The sequence below is a fragment of the Cognataquiflexum rubidum genome, from assembly GCF_022538115.1.
In the GTDB taxonomy this organism is placed as follows: domain Bacteria; phylum Bacteroidota; class Bacteroidia; order Cytophagales; family Cyclobacteriaceae; genus Cognataquiflexum; species Cognataquiflexum rubidum.
This window is the reverse complement of record NZ_JAKZAL010000007.1, coordinates 129,130-148,042: the sequence shown is the minus strand read 5'-3', so window position 1 is coordinate 148,042 and position 18,913 is coordinate 129,130. Positions and strand designations below refer to the sequence as shown.

At 42.2% G+C, this 18,913-nt stretch carries 12 protein-coding genes; 4 read left to right on the top strand and 8 right to left on the bottom strand.

Going from position 1 to position 18,913, the window contains the following annotated elements:
* Positions 1-33: 33 nt before the first annotated feature.
* The 5 genes from MMU05_RS09870 to MMU05_RS09850 all read right to left on the bottom strand — a co-directional run bounded on the left by MMU05_RS09870 (position 34) and on the right by MMU05_RS09850 (position 6,709).
* Positions 34-639 (bottom strand): RNA polymerase sigma factor, encoded by a 606-nt coding sequence (locus MMU05_RS09870; RefSeq protein ID WP_241141511.1) that lies wholly within the window; start codon positions 637-639, stop codon positions 34-36.
* Between the two features lie 65 nt (positions 640-704).
* Positions 705-2,366, bottom strand: a complete 1,662-nt coding sequence (locus tag MMU05_RS09865) for an FAD-dependent oxidoreductase (protein WP_241141510.1) — start codon at positions 2,364-2,366, stop codon at positions 705-707.
* 406 nt (positions 2,367-2,772) lie between these two features.
* A complete protein-coding gene (locus MMU05_RS09860) occupies positions 2,773-3,576 on the bottom strand; it encodes a 3-keto-disaccharide hydrolase (RefSeq protein ID WP_241141509.1) in 804 nt (267 codons plus the stop codon).
* 152 nt (positions 3,577-3,728) lie between these two features.
* Entirely contained in the window at positions 3,729-4,913 is a 1,185-nt protein-coding gene (locus MMU05_RS09855; RefSeq protein WP_241141508.1) for a PQQ-dependent sugar dehydrogenase, read from the bottom strand.
* A 38-nt stretch (positions 4,914-4,951) separates the two neighbouring features.
* Positions 4,952-6,709 (bottom strand): arylsulfatase, encoded by a 1,758-nt coding sequence (locus MMU05_RS09850; RefSeq protein ID WP_241141507.1) that lies wholly within the window; start codon positions 6,707-6,709, stop codon positions 4,952-4,954.
* A 108-nt stretch (positions 6,710-6,817) separates the two neighbouring features.
* Between MMU05_RS09850 and MMU05_RS09845 the strand changes: the two genes are divergently transcribed.
* Positions 6,818-7,912 (top strand): glycoside hydrolase family 43 protein, encoded by a 1,095-nt coding sequence (locus MMU05_RS09845; protein ID WP_241141506.1) that lies wholly within the window; start codon positions 6,818-6,820, stop codon positions 7,910-7,912.
* An 874-nt stretch (positions 7,913-8,786) separates the two neighbouring features.
* On the opposite strand, the gene xylA is transcribed toward MMU05_RS09845, so the two are convergent.
* The 3 genes from xylA to MMU05_RS09830 all read right to left on the bottom strand — a co-directional run bounded on the left by xylA (position 8,787) and on the right by MMU05_RS09830 (position 13,389).
* On the bottom strand, positions 8,787-10,100 hold the full coding sequence (gene xylA, locus MMU05_RS09840) for a xylose isomerase (RefSeq protein ID WP_241141505.1): 1,314 nt from the start codon (positions 10,098-10,100) through the stop codon (positions 8,787-8,789).
* 142 nt (positions 10,101-10,242) lie between these two features.
* Entirely contained in the window at positions 10,243-11,733 is a 1,491-nt protein-coding gene (locus MMU05_RS09835) for a xylulokinase (RefSeq protein ID WP_241141504.1), read from the bottom strand.
* Between the two features lie 12 nt (positions 11,734-11,745).
* Complete coding sequence (locus MMU05_RS09830; protein WP_241141503.1) at positions 11,746-13,389, bottom strand: sodium/sugar symporter; 1,644 nt, start codon at positions 13,387-13,389, stop codon at positions 11,746-11,748.
* A gap of 616 nt (positions 13,390-14,005) precedes the next feature.
* On the opposite strand from MMU05_RS09830, the gene MMU05_RS09825 reads away from it, so the two are divergent.
* From MMU05_RS09825 to MMU05_RS09815, 3 genes are all read left to right on the top strand, one after another.
* A complete protein-coding gene (locus MMU05_RS09825) occupies positions 14,006-14,848 on the top strand; it encodes a response regulator (protein ID WP_241141502.1) in 843 nt (280 codons plus the stop codon).
* A 278-nt stretch (positions 14,849-15,126) separates the two neighbouring features.
* Entirely contained in the window at positions 15,127-16,632 is a 1,506-nt protein-coding gene (locus tag MMU05_RS09820) for a phytoene desaturase family protein (RefSeq protein WP_241141501.1), read from the top strand.
* Between the two features lie 128 nt (positions 16,633-16,760).
* Positions 16,761-18,908 (top strand): alpha-glucuronidase family glycosyl hydrolase, encoded by a 2,148-nt coding sequence (locus tag MMU05_RS09815; protein ID WP_241141500.1) that lies wholly within the window; start codon positions 16,761-16,763, stop codon positions 18,906-18,908.
* The last annotated feature ends 5 nt before the right edge of the window (positions 18,909-18,913 follow it).

The following is an 18,913-nucleotide window of genomic DNA, read 5'->3' as shown; positions in this document are numbered from 1 at the left end:
AAATCAAAACCAAGCGAAATAAAGTAACGTGGCTTATTTCAAAACCTCTCTCAAAAAATCAAGTGCCTTGTAAATCAGGTTTCTTGCCGATTTGATATTTTCCAAACCCATGATTTCCTGAATCTGTTGGTAACTCAATCCTTCATAAAAAAAGTAATAGATGACTTCCTTTTTTCTGGGACTGAGTTTTTTGACAGCAGCGTCCAGACTCAAAATCTGTTCCTCGTCGATCTGCCTGTTGATCAAGTGATGTTCATGGGAAATATTGAATGAGAAAAAATACCCGTCATTGATGTCTTCCAAGTTGGAATACCATTTCCCGGACTCCTTGATAATCTTTCTTTTGAGGCATTTGAAAAGGTAAAACTTGATGTTATCGGTGTTTCCAAGATTATTTCTCCCTTTTCTCAACTCAATAAAAAGATCCTGAATGGCATCCTTTACCAATTCCCTGTCCTTTGTAATCCGGAGTCCATAGGAAAACAACCGGTCAAAATTGATCTCATATATTTTGATAAATGCGGATTCATTCCCGGATTTAAACAGTTGCCAAATTGCAGCATCATCAGCACTCGAATCAATATCCTTGGCTAGAGGGACATGATTTTCAAAATCTTTACTATTTTGAAGTTCTTGCATTTTGGGTCATATTCTAAAAGAATACTTAAAGTTAATGTTAAACATACGTATTAAAAAATTCAAGTTTACCTTAATCTTTCCGCTAACACCATAACCTGTCCGTCAGCTTTCAGTTTTTTGTTCAACTTACTATATTCCACCTCCTGCACTGCAATATTTTCGTCAATCGCCATGACAGCCGCTGTGGCTGCAGATTGGCCCAAGATCATAAATACAGGTTCCATTCTGATCGATCCAAAGGCTGTGTGGGAGCTTGAAACACAGACAGGAACCAAGAGGTTTTCGCATTCCTGCTTTTTGGGTACAATGGTTCCATAAGATATGCTGTAGGGATTTTCTGGATGTACGCCGATGTCTCCTTCATTTTGGACATATCCCTCTTCTGTCACAAACCGCTGCACATTGTGCGAATCCAAAGAATAAGAGCCCATTCCAATGGATTGTGGCACTTCCCTTTTGCCCAAAACCTCATGTTCTGTCATCACGTAATCCCCGATCATGCGTCGTGCCTCGCGGACATATATCTGATGCGGCCAATTGCCGTTGTCGGTAAATTCATCTTTTGCCAATCCCCATTTGGACATTTCGGCTTGGACGGAATCCGGGACTCTTGGATCATTGGCCAAAAAATACATCAGCCCTTTTTGGTAATCCTCGTGCTCTCGGATCATGGTTTTCCTCTCTTCATAGCTAGCCTCAGGATAGGCATAATTCTTACCTATATAATCTGTGCTGAAAGGTCCGTGGTTGTTGGTGTCTGTTTTGAGATTGGGGATATCGTCAAACTTGTCAAAAGTCTCATTCCAACCTGTCGCAAAAACCCGTGCAAGGAGTTCATACCTGTTTGGATCGTAATTTTCGGGTTTTGGAAACGGAACCCTGTTGTCGGGATGCTGACTGAGTGCCATCCTGAAGTTATAAGCCTGAAGTCTCTGATCGCCTTCCCCATTTTTGCCGGGAGGCAAATCAGATATTTCCGGAAGCAGCCCGCTAGTGGAATCTCCGGGAATAATATAGGGACTCACCGGTTGTAGGAAATAATGCCTGTGCTGAAAAACTCCTACTTGGACACCATTCCAAGTTTCATTGTAAGTGGCATTGGATTCTCTGCCAACATGATAACTGACACCTGCTGAAGCCAACAAATCCCCTTCGTAAGTCGCGTCAATGAATACCTTTCCTTTGAAGGTTTTTCCTGAAAGGGTTTTGAGGGAAATGATTTTACCTTTTTCTTTTTGAACTCCTGATTCCCTGTCAAGCCACTCATCCCGCAGAACCTGTATCTCGTTTTCCCTAACAAAATCCTCGAAGATCATTTCAGCTACATGAGGTTCAAAAATCCACATCGTCCGTGCACCGCCGTCTATCGCGGGAGTTCCTTGACCCTTGTTTCCATATTCTTCCCTTTTCTGCCATTTCCACGCGGAGTCGTTTTGGTAGTGCATATACACCCTGTGGTAAAATTCCCTTGCCAAGCCTCCGATCACAGATTTGTCTCCGGTATCTGTAAATCCCAATCCTCCCGAGGACAGTCCTCCCAAATGGATATCAGGGGAAACGACAATCAATGATTTGCCCATCTTTTTAGCCTGAACAGCAGCGGTAATTCCTGCCGAGGTGCCGCCATAGATGATGATGTCGGCTTCAAAATCGGATTTATTTTCTGGTTTACAGCCCAGGCAAGCAATAAGAAGAATGGCTATTAGGAAGTTGAAGGATTTAGACATTGGAGGTTGGGTTAATGGTTATTGGTTATTGGTTATGGTTACTTCGTCTGCGGTAAGTACAAGTATTTGGTTATTGGATAATGGGTTAACCTAATTTGTCAAATTTTGATAGAAGTTATCAATTTAAGTTTCGATTCAATAATCCTACTGATTGAAAGAAAGAAAAAATAGATATCATATGGTCAAATTTCCTGTCCCTTTAGGGACAATATATGGGTAGGACGAGCTTGATTTTAGCTCATTCCCGTGCCTTTAGGTACGGAATATAGGTTGTACCTAAAGGCACAAAAGCCATTCGATTGATTAATTTTTTACCCAGATTATGTCCCTAAAGGGACTTTGTCCATTTGCAGAATTTAGAATAGAGGAATTCTAAAACAAAATTCCTAAACCTGACAAATCATATTTAATCCAGTTTTTTGATTTTGATTTCCTTAAACTCAACTCCTTGACCTTCTGCCTGTAGTCCTATATAGCCGGATTTCAGTGGCCTATCCTCCTCGAATAAGTCCTTGGGAAACCTATTGACAACACCACCGGAAAGTTTTTGATGTGGCTTGGTATAGCTGAGAACTGTATCCCCATTGACGAGATGCATGACCAAAGAGTCTCCATACACAATAAGTTCTGCTTTGACCCACTCTTCCCAAGGATAAGTTTTAGATGTAGAATTGATACAGTGCCTGGGATCAGAAACTCCTTCAAAATACACTTGAGTTCCCGGAGAGCACATGTTGCCTGTAGGTCGTGGATTTCCGTCTCCCGCGTCTGCCAACATCTGATACTCTACCGAAACTGGCCAATCTTGTTCTTTGAGAATGGTATTTGGGTCTTGGGAATGAAACATGACACCGCTGTTTCGGAAAGTAAAATCAGGGGCATCTGACATCCATTGGTCCGTAAACCGGTATTCCCATTTAAGGTGAAAAGAAGAAAATGGCTCTTTGTAGAATAAATGACCATACTTTTCTTCAAAAACTTCATATTGATCATAGTTGACCTGAATAGCACCATCCACCACCCTGAAGGTATTTCCAAAATTGTCCCCTACCTCATACTTATGGATTTTAGGAATCCATCCCTCTAGGCTTTTGCCATCAAATAGGGTCTGCCATGATTCAGACTCACTTACATTATTTTGGCTTTTCCCACATGAGGAAACAATCAAAATCATAATGGAACAAGCCAAGGTTTTTATCAGTCGGATCATTTTTTTTGGGTTTTGGAAGAAATATAAAAATTTAATTTTGAAGGATCTTAGGCTGATTCATTAAATCCACCAATGACATTCAAAAATCAATCAAACCGACTTCTCAAGATCAAAAAATAAAAACCTACACTCATAAGGATCAGGAATGAGATTTATTCATATCCGAACTTATATATTTTCCCATCAAATCCACAGATGTACAACTCGTTTTGTTGGTCCACTCCGAAGGAAGCTATTGGAAAAGAGGCTTTCATCAATTCGGTATTGATAGGATTATTGATATTGGCGTGGTTCAAAGTCCAGATCCTGCCGGAAACAAAATCCCCATAAATATATAATCCCTTTAGTTCGTCCAAGGTAGTTCCGCGATAGACAAATCCTCCTGTCACAGAAACATCCCCATTGGAACGGCCATATTCTACGATAGGCATTTGCAATCCGGTTTGGTTACAATTATTTGCGGGATTGTAGCACTCAAACCCTTCCATTGTCCGCCATCCATAATTACCTCCGTTGGTGACAATGTCTATTTCCTCCGCCCGGTTTTGGCCTACATCACCTACCCATAACCTTCCGTTTTGTGTATCAAAACTGAAGCGCCAAGGATTCCTTAAACCATACGCATAGATCTCTGCTCGGATACCTGAAGCATTATTAATAACAAATGGATTATCTAATGGGATGGAATAATTTAGAGATCCCGATGGGCTGTCTACATCTATTCTGAGGATTGTTCCTAACAATGTTTTAGGATTCTGCCCATGATTTTGGGGATCGCCGCCAGACCCTCCATCACCTACAGCGATATACAGAAAGCCATCAGGACCAAAAGCAACCTGACCTCCATTATGGTTGGAAAAAGGTTGGGCAATTTCCATCAATACCAATTCACTTGCCGGATTGGCTTGGTTGATATTGGAAGCAGAAACCTGAAACCTGGAAATAACAGTTCGGTTGGGATTGGCGGCGGTGTAATTGACATAGAAAAAGCCATTGGTCTCATAATTGGGATGAAATGCCAAACCCAAAAGTCCCTCCTCATTTCCTTGGTCTTTCACTTTGGATTCGATATTCAAAAACACCTGTTTGGTAGTGACTGTAGGATCATTTGGGAAAACGGAAATCACGCCCCTTTGCTCCACGATAAAAGTCCTATTTGAATTGTCCCCGGCATTTTGAAAATCAACGGGCCTTTCAAAAGTCAAATTGGGATAGGCCACTTTGACCACAATGGGTCCCTTTTCTGTCTGATCGACATCGCCATTTTCCTGAATGCAGGAAACATTAAAAAAAAACAGGGGTATCAAAACGCAAAAATGGAGGATGGGATTTTTCATGATTTTATCTCTTGTTCAAAAATTTAACGTTTTGCAGCTCATTTTATTGAATGGGGTAAGCTAGAATTCAGTACCTTAAGTATAACTGATTTTATTTCGAGTTCTCCATTTTTCTTGCCTTTGGCTCGTAGGGTAAGTTTCACTTTTCCCTGTTGAAACCTTCCCTTTCCCAAATATACCAAAGGCCATTTTTTCTCATAAACCTCCCCTCTTGGAACTCTGTCTGGACTAGGAATTTGCTCAGCAACATTGGCTTCTGAGATCGTGGCATTCCATTCCTCACCATTCAAATCAATCATAATTGTAAGCGGTGAGATATTGGACAATTGGGCATACAACTCAAACTCGCAGCTCTGTACTGCTTCCAAGTCCCAATATACCCGATCAGATTCGGAGGTGAATCCCACAAACCAATCATTGGCCCATCCCATTTTTCCCTTGAAACTGACCCCTCCTGTCATTTTCCCATCAGGTGCCGGAAGTTCTATTCGGGGAACATGGGCATGTCCCACTTGGATCAATGGAGGCTCTAAGCCATTTTTAGTCACATTTTGAAACCAAGCCAAATATTCCCGCTCCATCATTTCCACCAATTGGGGATTTTCAGCGATAATATTTTGGGTTTGGGAATAATCGTTTTCCAGGTCATAGAGCTCTTTGTTATTGTTTTGCAGGGTCAAAAGATACTTCTGATTTCGGATCGCTCCGGGAATCGTATCAAAATTCCGGTTGACATGGTGGGTGAAAAAGTACCTGTCTTCCCATTGCGGATTACCCTTGATCAAAGGCAAAAGGCTTTTGCCATGGACTTCAATTTCTTTAGGAATCTCAATTCCCAAAATATCCATCAAAGTCGGAAGGACATCTATATGTGCCGCCCAAGGTTTGATCACTTGAGTATCTTGACCGGGAATCCGCATAAAAAAAGGAACCCTCACCCCTCCTTCATCCAAATGGGCTTTGGTCCCTTTCATGCCGCCGTTGAACCGGACTCCATTGGGACCATTGTCTGTCATAAAGATGACTATGGTATTGTCAAGTTTCCCGCTTTGTTTGAGAAAAGACGTCAGCCTTCCTACATTGTCATCAATGTTTTGGACCATGCCGTAAACCGAGGCGTCCTTGTCGTTAAGCCCTTTGGCTTTGTATTTGTCAAAATAACTGTCAGGAACCTGAAAAGGACTATGGGGAGTATTGAAGGAAAGCATCGCAAAAAAAGGAGCTTCTCCTTTCATAAAATCCATCGTTTTGTCAGTCAGGAAATCAGGCAAATAACCTTCAAAAGTAACTTCCTCAAAATTATGCGTGAGTTTGCTGTCAAAGTAATTGTTAAGGTGACCTTCTGTAAATCCCAAAAACTCCTCAAAGCCCTGCCCCACCGGATCATGGGGAAACTGTTTTCCCTGATGCCATTTTCCAAACAATCCTGTCCGATAACCCGCAGGCTTGAGTATCTCCGCAATCGTCATTTCGTCCTCCCGCATGACTTCCATCCTATGCGTCACCCAAGTGGTGCCTGTCGCAAGATGATAGCGCCCCGTGAGTAGGCTGGCCCGGGTGGGTGCACAGACCGGAGAAACATAAAACCTGTCAAAAACTATGGATCGGGAAGCCAAGGAATCAATATTGGGGGTTTCGATCAGCTCATTTCCATGGAATGACAAATCTCCCCAACCTTGGTCATCCGTGATGATGAGTAGAACATTTGGTTTTTTTGGGATTGCTTCACTCTCACAGGAACTGAAAAAAAACCAGGAAGAAAAAAATATCAAACACAGTGAATAAGGAAATTTCATGGTCATTCAGGTTTGGGATCTTCCAATCAAGATACCTGAAATAATTGGAAATCATCAAGAAATATCAAGGGTTATCCCTATTTTTAAGGAACAAAAAACCTATAACCTATGAAAAAACACTTTGTAAAAACATTTACGACAGCAACTGTAATATCCTTTTTGGGATTATCTTGTTCACCCAAAACTGAGGAAAAAGTCGTCGTGGCGCCAGAACCATCCAAATATCTCAATGCTCCCTTGGTAACGGAAATATTTACAGCAGATCCCTCAGCCCATGTATTTGATGGGAAAATATACATTTATCCTTCACATGATGTCGAATCCGAAGTGGTGGAAGATGATATGGGTGCCCATTTTAATATGATGGACTACCATGTTTTTTCCATGGACAAGCCCGGTGGCCAAATTACTGACCACGGCAAAGCATTGGATGTGGCAGATGTGCCTTGGGCCAAAAGACAAATGTGGGCACCTGATGCGGCTGAAAAGGACGGTAAATACTACCTCTATTTCCCCGCAAAGGATAAGGATGATATTTTCAGAATTGGGGTTGCGGTAGCGGATAATCCTGCCGGACCATTTAAAGCCGAACCCGAAGCTATCAAAGGAAGCTACAGCATGGATCCTACTGTGTTCAAAGATGAAGATGGCAGTTATTACCTTTACTTTGGAGGAATTTGGGGAGGACAGTTGCAACAATATAGAGACAACAAATACAAGCCTGTTGGTAAAGGCCCTACTGATGGAATCCCTGCAAAAAACGAACCTTCCTTGATGCCGAAAATGGCAAAATTGAGTTCAGATATGTTGCAAATGGCTGAAGCCCCAAAGGATGTAAATATCCTGGATTCATTGGGCAATCCAATCTTGGCAGGAGACAGTGTGAGAAGGTTTTTTGAAGCGGCCTGGATGCACAAGTACAATGGGAAATATTACTTTTCTTATTCTACCGGAGATACCCACAATATTGCGTATGCCATCGGGGACAATCCCTATGGACCATTTACCTACCAGGGAGTAGTTCTGAATCCTGTTCAGGGATGGACCAACCACCATTCCATAGTGGAGTTTGAAGGCAAGTGGTACATTTTCTACCACGATACCGAATTGACCAACAAAACCCACCTCCGCAATATCAAAATGACCGAATTGGTCCACAATGAAGATGGAACGATACAGACTATTGAGCCTTTGAGGAAGTAATGGAGATCTGAGACGTGAGATTTGAGAATTGAGACAAAAAAACACCTTCAAGTGATTCTTGACGGTGTTTTTAATTTATGATTGCACTTTTCTACAGTCAAATGGGAGGGAAATATTCCGATTTTGGCGCCTTCGACCAACAGCCCCGAAGCGGGCTGAATAATATTAGCCCGTGCAAGGTTCTTCTCTGATTTTTATATCCAAACCAATTTCCTTGCACCGCAGCTCGGGGTTATAGAAAATGGATGTCGTTAGTTTTTGGGAGCAAAAAGGGAAAGTCAGGAATTGTCTTGACACCAAAAACAGGAAAGGTTATGAAGTTAATCCATTTGGAAGGTCGCCTTTCTCTTTTTCAAATATTTGACCAAATCTCGACGATCTTTTCTCGTGTCACTTTTTGTCTTGAAACAAAAAGTAACCAAAAAGTTCAAGAAATTTTAATCCTCCCCTGCGCAGTGCCACCGCCGGCCCGGTCCGCCGCGGCGGATCTTCCTTCTCGCTATTGTTCCATAGTAGGTTTACTTTTAAGTAGGAAATTCCAGTTTCCTAAACCTTACCTGAATTCAAATCCCCAAACAGCTTGGCAAAAGCCCCATCGGGGCGAAATATTTGTAGCCATGGGTAAGGTGCTAAACCTAGTTTTATATTTTCTCAAATCTCCATGCACCGCAGCCCATGGATAGAATAGCGGTTTTTTCGGTATTTCGGTCACGGGTCTCATAAGTTGGAGAATCTCAATTACCGAAATCTTAAGTGAAATCTCCTGATTTTGGCTCCTTCGACAAACAGCCCCGAAGCGGGATAAGCCTAGCTCCAAACAAAAAAACCGTCTAGTTCACACCAGACGGTTTTTTCATGTATGATGGGTTAAATCCTAAATGAATTCATTTAGGATATTTTCGTACAATTCCTGCTTGCCGCTTGTTTGTTTTGGTTCGCCGTTGGCAACTGCCAGGCTTCTCAAATCCTCCAAAGTCAGCTTTCCTTCTTCGAATTCTTTTCCTTTTCCGGCATCAAAAGAAGCGTAGCGCTGCTTTCTCAGATCAAGGTAAGCTGAGTTTTCCAAGATGTCATTGGCGATCAACATGCCTCTTGCGAAAGCATCCATGGAGCCAATATGTGCCAAGAACAAATCTTCAAGGTCTGTGGAATTCCTTCTCACCTTGGCATCAAAATTCACTCCTCCACCTTTTAATCCTCCGCCTTGAAGGATCACCAACATGGCCTCAGTCAGTTCCTGAAGGTTGATGGCAAATTGGTCGGTATCCCATCCGTTTTGCGCATCTCCTCTGTTGGCATCGATGGACCCCAACATCCCTGCATCAGCTGCTACCTGAAGTTCATGTTGGAAAGTATGGCCCGCCAATGTCGCATGGTTGACTTCGATATTCAATTTGAAATCCTTATCCAATCCAAAATGTCTCAAGAAACCGATTACTGTCGCCGAATCATAATCATATTGGTGTTTGGTAGGTTCCATCGGCTTTGGCTCAATAAAGAATGTTCCTTTGAATCCGTTCTTTCTTGCATAATCCCTAGCCATGGTCAAAAACCTTCCGAGGTGTTCGGTTTCGCGTTTCATGTCGGTATTCAACAGGGACATGTAACCTTCTCTTCCTCCCCAGAACACATAATTTTCTCCGCCTAATTTGATGGTGGCATCGATGGCATTCTTCACCTGAGTTCCTGCCCAAGTCACGACATTGAAGTCGGGATTAGTAGAAGCACCGTTCATATAGCGTGGATTGGAGAATACATTGGCTGTTCCCCAAAGCAACTTCACCCCGGTTTCTGCCTGCTTTTGCTTGGCATAATCCGTGATGATCTGCATCCTGTTTTCGTATTCGGAAAGAGAATTTCCTTCGTCAATGAGGTCAATGTCATGGAAGCAATAATACGGAGCACCGATTTTGGTGATAAATTCAAAAGCCGCATCCATCTTGTCTTTGGCTCTTTGGACTGCATCTGCATTGGCATCCCAAGGTCTTTCCATGGTTCCCGGTCCAAATGGATCAGCACCGGTGGCACAGAAGGTATGCCAATAGGCAATTGAAAACTTGAAGTGTTCTTTGAGGGTCTTTCCTCCTACAATTTTATTTTCATCATAATATTTGAAAGCAAATGGATTTTTGGAGCCTTTTCCTTCAAACTTGATTTTGTCGATGTTTGGAAAATAGGTTTTTGACATGGTATTTATAGGTTATTTTTAGATTTGAGATTTGAGACGTGAGACGTGAGATTTGAGATTTGAGATTTTGGAAACGTATTTCTCAACTCCTTGATGTGGCTGACAACTACGACTGAAACAGCCCACTGAGACTGAAAACTGATCACTGCACTTTTTTCAATGCATCCAACCAACTTTCGTAAACTTCCTTATAGGCACTGACCAAAGAAGGATTTGGATCTATCGAAGCAAGCTTGTCGAGCCCCTGAAATGCTTCTTTTGGAGAGTCATAAATTCCGGCACCGATCCCTGCTCCCCGTGCTGCTCCCTGAGAGCCATCAGTATCATACAATTCAAGAGTGACACCGTTCATGTTCACAAAAGCCTCCCTGAACAATGGACTCAAAAACATATTAGCTCTTCCTGCTTTGACAGTGTTGAGATTTAGGCCCATGTCTTTCATGATGCTAAATCCATAAGTCAATGAAGCCACTATCCCTTCCTGCCCTGCCCGGAGAACATGTCTCCTGTCATGCTTAAGAAGATTGATGCCTGAAAGATGCGCATCCACAGATTTATTTTCCATGATTCTTTCCACACCGTTTCCAAATGGGATGAACTTAAGCCCTTCAGAACCTATCGGAACCTGGGCTGCCAAGTCATTCATTTCAGGATAGGAAATGCTTTCACCTCCCAGGAGTTTTTTGAGCCAGGAATTCAAAATCCCCGTCCCGTTGACACAAAGCAAAACACCATATTTTGGATCTTCCTGCTTGTGGTTGACATGGACAAAGGTATTTACTCTTGATTTCGGGTCATATACCGCTCGTGTACTTACTCCATAAACTGTCCCACTTGTACCTGCAGTCGTTGCCAATTCACCTTCTTCCAATACATTGAGGGAAAAAGCATTGTTGGGTTGGTCGCCGGCACGGTAGGTAATCGGCACACCGGCTTCTATTCCCAAAATTTCTGAAGCTTCGGCGTTCACATTTCCCTGAAAGGAGAAAGAAGGCACTATGTCTGCGATCAGGGATTCATCGATCCCGTAGTATTCCAATAGCTTTTTGGACAATCCATTTGACTTAAAATCCCAGAAAATCCCCTCTGAAAGACCTGTCTCAGAAGTTTTGATTTCACCGGAAAGCTTCATGGCGATATAATCACCGGGAAGCATAATTTTATGGATGCGCGCATAAAGCTCAGGCTCGTTTTCCTTGACCCACTTTAGCTTGGATGCCGTAAAGTTTCCCGGAGAATTCAGCAAATGGGGAAGGCAATATTCTTCTCCCAATTCCTGAAAAGCTTTGTTCCCTATCCCAACAGCCCGGCTGTCACACCAAATGATGGAAGGACGGATAACTTTGCCGCTTTTATCCACACAAACCAAACCGTGCATCTGATAGGAAATCCCTATGGCTTTTAATTCGCCTTTTTGAATATTTCCTGTTTTGACAATTGCATGGGTGGTATCTATGATATACTTCCACCACATATCAGGATCCTGTTCCGCCCAGTCTTTTTGCGGGGCAGAAATCGTCATTTCCACTTTTGGCAAGCCTTCAGAAGCCACTACTTTGCCGGTATCAGCATCCAAAAGGGTAGCTTTTACCGAAGAACTCCCGATATCATATCCAATCAATAATCTTCTCATGCTTGATAAATTCTACCAGAATATAATGTAAAGTGCTGCTGTAATACCTGAAATAAGGATAGCTCCGATTTTGAAGGTAGTGCTTGTTTTAAAGAGTTCCCTGTTGATATCAATGCCGTTTGGATGGTCTTTTCCTTTGCCTTCATACAAACTGATGGCAATAATCAAGGCAGAAATAACCAAGAACACGACACCCATCCTATCAAGGAATGGCAGGTTTGGCAAACTGAATTTCAAAATAGTGGACAATGGAATTGTCAAAATGGCTGCCGTCAAAGCAGCATTGGAAGTTGTTTTTTTCCAGAATACCCCAAAGAAGAAAATCGCAAACACACCCGGAGAAACAAAACCGGTGTATTCCTGAATAAACTGGAATGCCTGATCCAAAGAACCCAATGCCGGAGCTACAATCGCAGCGACAACAAAAGCCACCAAAGCTGCCAACCTACCTACTCTTACCTGTTTGGTCTCAGATGCATTTTTGTCGATGTACTGCTTATAGATATCCATCGTAAAGATCGTAGAAGTACTGTTGGCCATAGATGCCAAGGAAGATACAATCGCTGCAGTCAAGGCTGCAAATGCCAGTCCTTTTAGTCCTACCGGCAGAATCTGAAGCAATGTCGGATAAGCCCTATCTGATTTGATCAATCCTGTAATCGGATCATTCATCGATGCGATAAAACTCGGATCAATGTTATTCTTTACAATCACGTAAGCGGCAATTCCCGGAATAACGACTATCAAAGGCATCAGCAATTTCAAAAATCCTGCGAAGATCATCCCCTTTTGGGCCTCATCAAGGTTCTTGGCGGCAAGTGCCCTTTGGGTAATGTATTGGTTGAATCCCCAATAACTCAGGTTGGTAATCCACATCCCTCCTACCAATACACTGATACCGGGAAGGTCCAAATAAGCATCCCTTGTACCGCCTTTACCATCAGGAATCATCATTTCACCTTTGGAAAGGATCATAGAAAAGTGACCGGGAACTTCTTTTCTCAAAAGACCCAAACCATCCCAAGCATCCCCGCTTCCCACAATCTGAAGTGCGATGTAAGTCGTGGCCAAACCTCCTGCAATCAGGAAGACTACCTGTACCACATCCGTCCAAGCAACTGCCTTAAGACCCCCATAGATGGAGTAGACCATGGCAAATAGTGCCAAGCCTATGATCCCGTATGTCATTGGGACATTTAGAATTGTATTCAAACTCAATGCTCCTAGATAAAGGACTGAAGTCAGGTTAACGAAAACGTATAATAATAACCAAAATATGGCCATTGTGGTCCTTACCCTTGTATCATACCTGTCCAACAGGAATCCGGGCATGGTGTAGATGCCTTTCTTCAAATACACCGGCAGAAAAAATATGGCTACCACCAAAAGTGTGGCAGCTGCCATCCATTCGTAGGTGGAAATGGCCAATCCCATAGCAAAACCTGAACCCGACATGCCGATAAATTGCTCGGCAGAGATATTTGATGCTATCAGCGATGCACCTACAGCCCACCATGGCAAAGCTTTGGAAGCCAAAAAATAATCTTTGGAGTCTTTGATATGGCCTTTCTTTTCCCGGGAAACGAAAAGGCCCATGCCCACAATCAGTAAGCAATACCCGATAAATACGGCGAGGTCTAAGGGTTCTAATAACATAGGTTATGGTTTATTGTAAATGATTTCGATTCGGAATCGATTGCAAAAGATAATTTCTTTTTTTGACCGAATTATTTTCAAATATAATGTTTTCAGGTAATCTGACTACTGTTTTTACATTTAAATCAAAAGGGGTCAAAAAGCAGAAAAAGAAATGAGTTACGATAAACTTGCTTTGGTAAAAAATGTAAAAACCACAAAGACCAAAAAGGAAAAATTCTCGCATGCTCCCAAAATCAAATTGGCACGCTGTATGCTTAAAAATCAAAATGGATTCATTTACTATCAGGTCGGATTTTTAAAATCCAAATTTGAAATTAAAAAAATGAATCCGTTTTAAATGGCGATAAATACTTAGTTTTACTTTATTGGTTTAATCAGAAGAACCAAAAGTTCACTGTTTTATTGACCCTCAGCCTCACTTAGTAAATGGTAAATTATAAAAAATCATATCAAATATTGGTAATTGAGGATAATCACGGTGATTTCATTCTGATAGAAGAATATCTGGAAGATATGATTTCCGGACCTGTCCTCATCAGGATGGAAGATTTTAGGGAAGCCAAAGAAATTCTTACAAAAAAAAAGAATAAAATTTGATGTCATACTTTTAGACTTGTCGCTACCTGACAAAAGCGGTTTAGAATTAGTCAGGGAAATGATAACTATTGCAGAAAATGTCCCAATAATCGTTCTCACCGGTTATGTGGATGCCAACTTCGCCATCAAATCTCTCTCGATGGGAATTTCGGATTACCTTCTCAAAGATGATTTGAGTCCCACTATTCTCTTCAAAAGTATAATCTACAATATTGAGAGGAATAAGAATTTTGTACGGTTACAGGAATCCGAACAAAGATATGCAGACCTCTTTCAGCTTAGCCCTCAACCTATGTGGGTCTTTGATGTGGAGACTCTTGAATTTCTGAATGTAAATCAAGCTGCGATCGGGCATTATGGATACAGCCAAGTGGAATTTATGCGCATGACAATCAGGGATATCCGGCCAAAAGAGGAATTAGAATATTTGGAAAATCTTATGGATTCTGTCCGCAAAGAAAATCCAAAACACCTCAGGGTAATTGTAAATCATCTCAAAAAGGACGGGACTTTGATAAGGGTCGAAACCCATTCTAATGCAATCGAATTTCAGGGAAGAAGCTGCCGACTTGTATTGGCCCACGACATCACCGCCAAACTGAAGTACCTTGAAGCCATTGAAGAACAAAATGAGAAGCTCCGGGACATCGCTTGGATACAGTCTCATATACTCAGAGCACCTCTTTCAAGACTGATGGGAATCGTTGACCTGATTCAAAGAGAGGATATGGAAATGGATGAAACCAAAGATTTTTTGAAGCATTTGACCAATTCTGCCCACGAGTTGGATGAAATCATAAAAGATGTAGTCGAAAAAGCCCAACAAATCCCCGGACAGAATTACTATTCTCCAGGATAAAATATCTGATTTTTAGGATTTTCTTCCATAAAGCAGATTCTCAATATTCATTCTTTTGGACGTAAGCATTCTTGACACAAAGCATAAAAACCCGGATAGAAAATCCAGTGTAGTGGATTGTACACCGTGGACTATGGACGGATTGACCATGCCTGACTTTTTTCAATTAGCATTAGGTCAAAAGATATAATTCCAAAATAATTTTAACTCATACGTATTCGGATTATCTTTATAAGCTCCTCTACCACAACTTTTTATTCGATCAAACCCAAAATAGCATGCGAGAATTAAAGAAAATCAACATTATTGGTGGTGGTGTCGCCGGACTTGCCGCAGGAATTTACGGAAGGCTCAACGGATTTGATGTCACTATTTTTGAAATGGGAAAGAGGACAGGTGGAGCCTGCACTTCTTGGGAAAAAGCAGGTTACAATGTCAACGGTTCCATACATTGGCTGGTCGGTTCTGCATCGGGCATAGATTTTCACAAGATGTGGTCTGATCTTGGTGTTTTACAAAACCTCGATTTCCATTACCATGACAGTTTTTTGGAGTGCAAAAATATCAAAGGAAAAGATGTCCATTTTTATAGCGACCCAAACAAACTTCAGCAACATTTATTGACAATATCTCCGGTTGATGCAAGACTGATTCAAGAATTGGTCCATAATATCAGGGTGCTTTCAGATGCAAACTTTACCATGGACCGGGCTTTTGGTTTGCTACAGGCTTGGGATTGGAGCAAAATCTTCATGGACAATATGCCCGCTGTGGCTGCCTTGGGAAAATATAACGAAATGACTGTCAAGGAATTTGCAAAAAAATTCCAGTCGAAAATTCTGAAAAAGGCTTTTGAAAATTTATGGTCACCGGACATGTCCATGAGTTTTATGCTTTTGCAATTGAGTTATGCGGCAAATAAAATAGCAGGTTATCCTATCGGAGGGTCAGGGAAATTTACCGAGATGCTGACCAAAAGGTATACGGACCTTGGTGGCAAATTGGAGTTGGGTCAAAAAGTCGCTAAAATCATCATTGAAAACAATAAGGCAGTTGGAATCCAAACTGAAGATTCAGTATCCCACTTTTCTGATTATGTGGTTTCTGCCTGTGATGGTTATACGGTATTGTTCAAGTTACTGGAACCGGGTTATGTGGATGAAAGTACACTGGATGCCTACAGGACTTTAAAAACTTTTCCCTCTCTCCTGTATTTTTCTGCCGGTTTCAACCGCACATTTGAAAAAGTCACTTCTTCCATCATCGGGCTCAATATTCCCATGGACAAAAAGCTGAGGGTCGGTGCATATCTTCACGACAGGGTATCCTTTCAAATCTACAACTTTGATCCCACCGTTGCTCCAAAAGGAAAAACCCTGGTCACAGCCATGATTGACACGGATTTTGAATTTTGGCAAAAACTTTATCAAAAAGGAGATGGAGCTTATCTCGAAGAAAAATCAAGGATCAAAAAGGAATTGCTCAAAAATCTGGAGAGAGAATTTCCCGGAATTTCCGATCAGGTTGATTTCATGGATATCAGTACGCCTATCACCTTTGAAAACTGGACGGGAAATCACAACGGGAGCTTTAAAGGCTGGCTGCCCACTCCGAGGTCTACCAAGACCAAAATCTCAAGCCATTTTGACCAACTGAAGGGATTTTATATGGCAGGTCATTGGGTGGCCACAGGAGGAGGATTGCCACCGGCAGCCTTTTCGGGCAGAGATGCCATCCAACAAATCTGTAAATTGGAAGAAAAAGCTTTTGAAACTGGCTCTTAGAGATAACAAAACCTATTTTTCTGAACTTCCTGCACCGTTTGAACTCCGCTTATCAAGAATGCAGGATTCTTTCACTCGAAATTATTTAGCTTGACCATTGATCAGTAATCAGACCTATATAATCCACAATGAAAATCAAAAAAGCAGCAATTTTCCTTTTGCTTGTGGCATGCGTAAATGCCTCTTTTGCCAATGACGGGTATAAACTTTGGCTCCAATATCTACCCTTTGAAAACAAGGCAGTTGGCGATTATTACCGTGACTATCTCGAACACATCACCATAGCTGGAGCATCTGCTACCCAAAAGGTCATTCAAAAAGAATTTAAAATCGCCTCGGAAGGTTTTTTCGGCCAATACATTTCTCCTGTTTTTTCAAAAACTACCGGATCAAATTTGACCTGGGTGCTCAAAACCGATGACTTACCGGCTGACACCAAAGGCAAACTGGGGCCGAAGCTAGATGAAATCAAAGAAGAAGGGTATTGGCTGAAATCTTTTCAGGGAAAAATCATCATCACCGCAAAAACAGATATTGGCCTGTTGTATGGCACTTTTGCTTTTTTGAAAGCCATACAGACAAGGGAAAAACTGGAAAACCTTGACCTTCTGGAAAATCCCAAAATCCAAAAAAGGCTTCTCAACCATTGGGATAACCTCAACAGGACAGTAGAAAGAGGATATGCCGGCTTCAGTATTTGGAATTGGCACCGGCTTCCGATGCATATCGATCAGCAATACATCGACTATGCCCGGGCCAATGCTTCGATCGGGATCAATGGAACCTCGATCACCAATGTCAATGCCAATGCCTTGGTCCTGACTCCTGAATATCTGGAAAAATCAGCCGCCATCGCTGATGCATTCAGACCTTATGGCATTAAAATTTACCTCACGGCAAGGTTCAATGCCCCAATGATATTGGACAGTCTGCCGACTGCCGACCCCTTGGATCCGGCTGTGCAGGCTTGGTGGAAAAAGAAAACCGAAGAGATATATTCCTACATACCCGATTTTGGAGGCTTTTTGGTCAAGGCCGATTCCGAAGGACAACCCGGTCCGCACAATTATGGACGAACACAAGCCGACGGGGCGAATATGCTTGCGGATGCTGTCAAGCCTTTTGGCGGGATTGTGATGTGGCGGGCATTTGTCTACAATGAAAAGACACCAACCGACAGAATCAAGCAGGCTTATGATGAATTCAAACCTTTGGATGGGAAGTTCAGGGACAATGTGATCGTGCAGGTCAAAAACGGACCGCTTGACTTTCAGCCTAGGGAACCATTTCATCCGCTTTTTGGCGCCATGCCACAAACCCCTTTGATGATGGAATTCCAGATTACAAAGGAATATCTAGGCCAAGAAACACATTGGGTAAATCTAGCCACCATGTGGAAAGAGGTGCTACAGTCTGATACCTATGCCAAAGGAAAAGGGAGTACTGTCAGCAAAGTTATAGACGGAAGCCTTCACGGCTACCCCCTTACGGGTATAGCCGGTGTGGCCAATATTGGAACAGACAGAAACTGGACCGGCCATCCAACAGCCCAAGCTGATTGGTATGCGTTTGGAAAATTAGCTTGGAATCCGGATAGCAATATTGACGATATTGCCAAGGATTGGCTGAAAATGACATATACCAACGATGCCGAATTCGTGAAAACCTCCTCAGAGATCATGCTCCAATCCCATGAAATTTTGGTCAATTATATGACCCCATTGGGATTGCACCATATCATGGCTAGAAGCCATCATTGGGGACCCGGGCCTTGGGTGACAGGTGGCGGTAGGGAAGATTGGACAGCTACTTACTATCACAAAGCATCGGTAGACGGCATTGGGTTTGACCGCACAGATAAAGGAAGTAATGCCTTGGCGCAATACCATCCTGAATGGAAAAAGATTTGGGGAAATGCAGACAAGATCCCATTGGAGCATTTGCTTTGGTTTCATAGAGTCCCATGGGACAAAAAACTGAATACAGGAAATACATTATGGACAGAAATGGCTTTGCGCTACCAAAAGGGGGTTGAAGGAGCAAGATGGATGCAATCCCAATGGTCCGGCCTGGAGGGAAAAATAGACAGAGAGAGATTTGAACACATCAGCTCTTTTTTAAAAATCCAGGTAGCTGAAGCCGAATGGTGGCGGGACTCCTGCCTGCTGTACTTTCAGCAATTTTCCAAAATGCCGCTTCCTGTCGGGGTTGAAAAACCTAAATATGATTTGAATTACTATGTAAACTTTAAAAGAAATTTTGTTCCAGGCATTTAATACAC

Bases quoted from the DNA above. Each gene is read 5' to 3' on its own strand.
- MMU05_RS09870 (WP_241141511.1), bottom strand. From the start codon at position 639: ATGCAAGAACTTCAAAATAGTAAAGATTTTGAAAATCATGTCCCTCTA.
- MMU05_RS09865 (WP_241141510.1), bottom strand. From the start codon at position 2,366: ATGTCTAAATCCTTCAACTTCCTAATAGCCATTCTTCTTATTGCTTGC.
- MMU05_RS09860 (WP_241141509.1), bottom strand. From the start codon at position 3,576: ATGATCCGACTGATAAAAACCTTGGCTTGTTCCATTATGATTTTGATT.
- MMU05_RS09855 (WP_241141508.1), bottom strand. From the start codon at position 4,913: ATGAAAAATCCCATCCTCCATTTTTGCGTTTTGATACCCCTGTTTTTT.
- MMU05_RS09850 (WP_241141507.1), bottom strand. From the start codon at position 6,709: ATGAAATTTCCTTATTCACTGTGTTTGATATTTTTTTCTTCCTGGTTT.
- MMU05_RS09845 (WP_241141506.1), top strand. From the start codon at position 6,818: ATGAAAAAACACTTTGTAAAAACATTTACGACAGCAACTGTAATATCC.
- xylA (WP_241141505.1), bottom strand. From the start codon at position 10,100: ATGTCAAAAACCTATTTTCCAAACATCGACAAAATCAAGTTTGAAGGA.
- MMU05_RS09835 (WP_241141504.1), bottom strand. From the start codon at position 11,733: ATGAGAAGATTATTGATTGGATATGATATCGGGAGTTCTTCGGTAAAA.
- MMU05_RS09830 (WP_241141503.1), bottom strand. From the start codon at position 13,389: ATGTTATTAGAACCCTTAGACCTCGCCGTATTTATCGGGTATTGCTTA.
- MMU05_RS09820 (WP_241141501.1), top strand. From the start codon at position 15,127: ATGCGAGAATTAAAGAAAATCAACATTATTGGTGGTGGTGTCGCCGGA.
- MMU05_RS09815 (WP_241141500.1), top strand. From the start codon at position 16,761: ATGAAAATCAAAAAAGCAGCAATTTTCCTTTTGCTTGTGGCATGCGTA.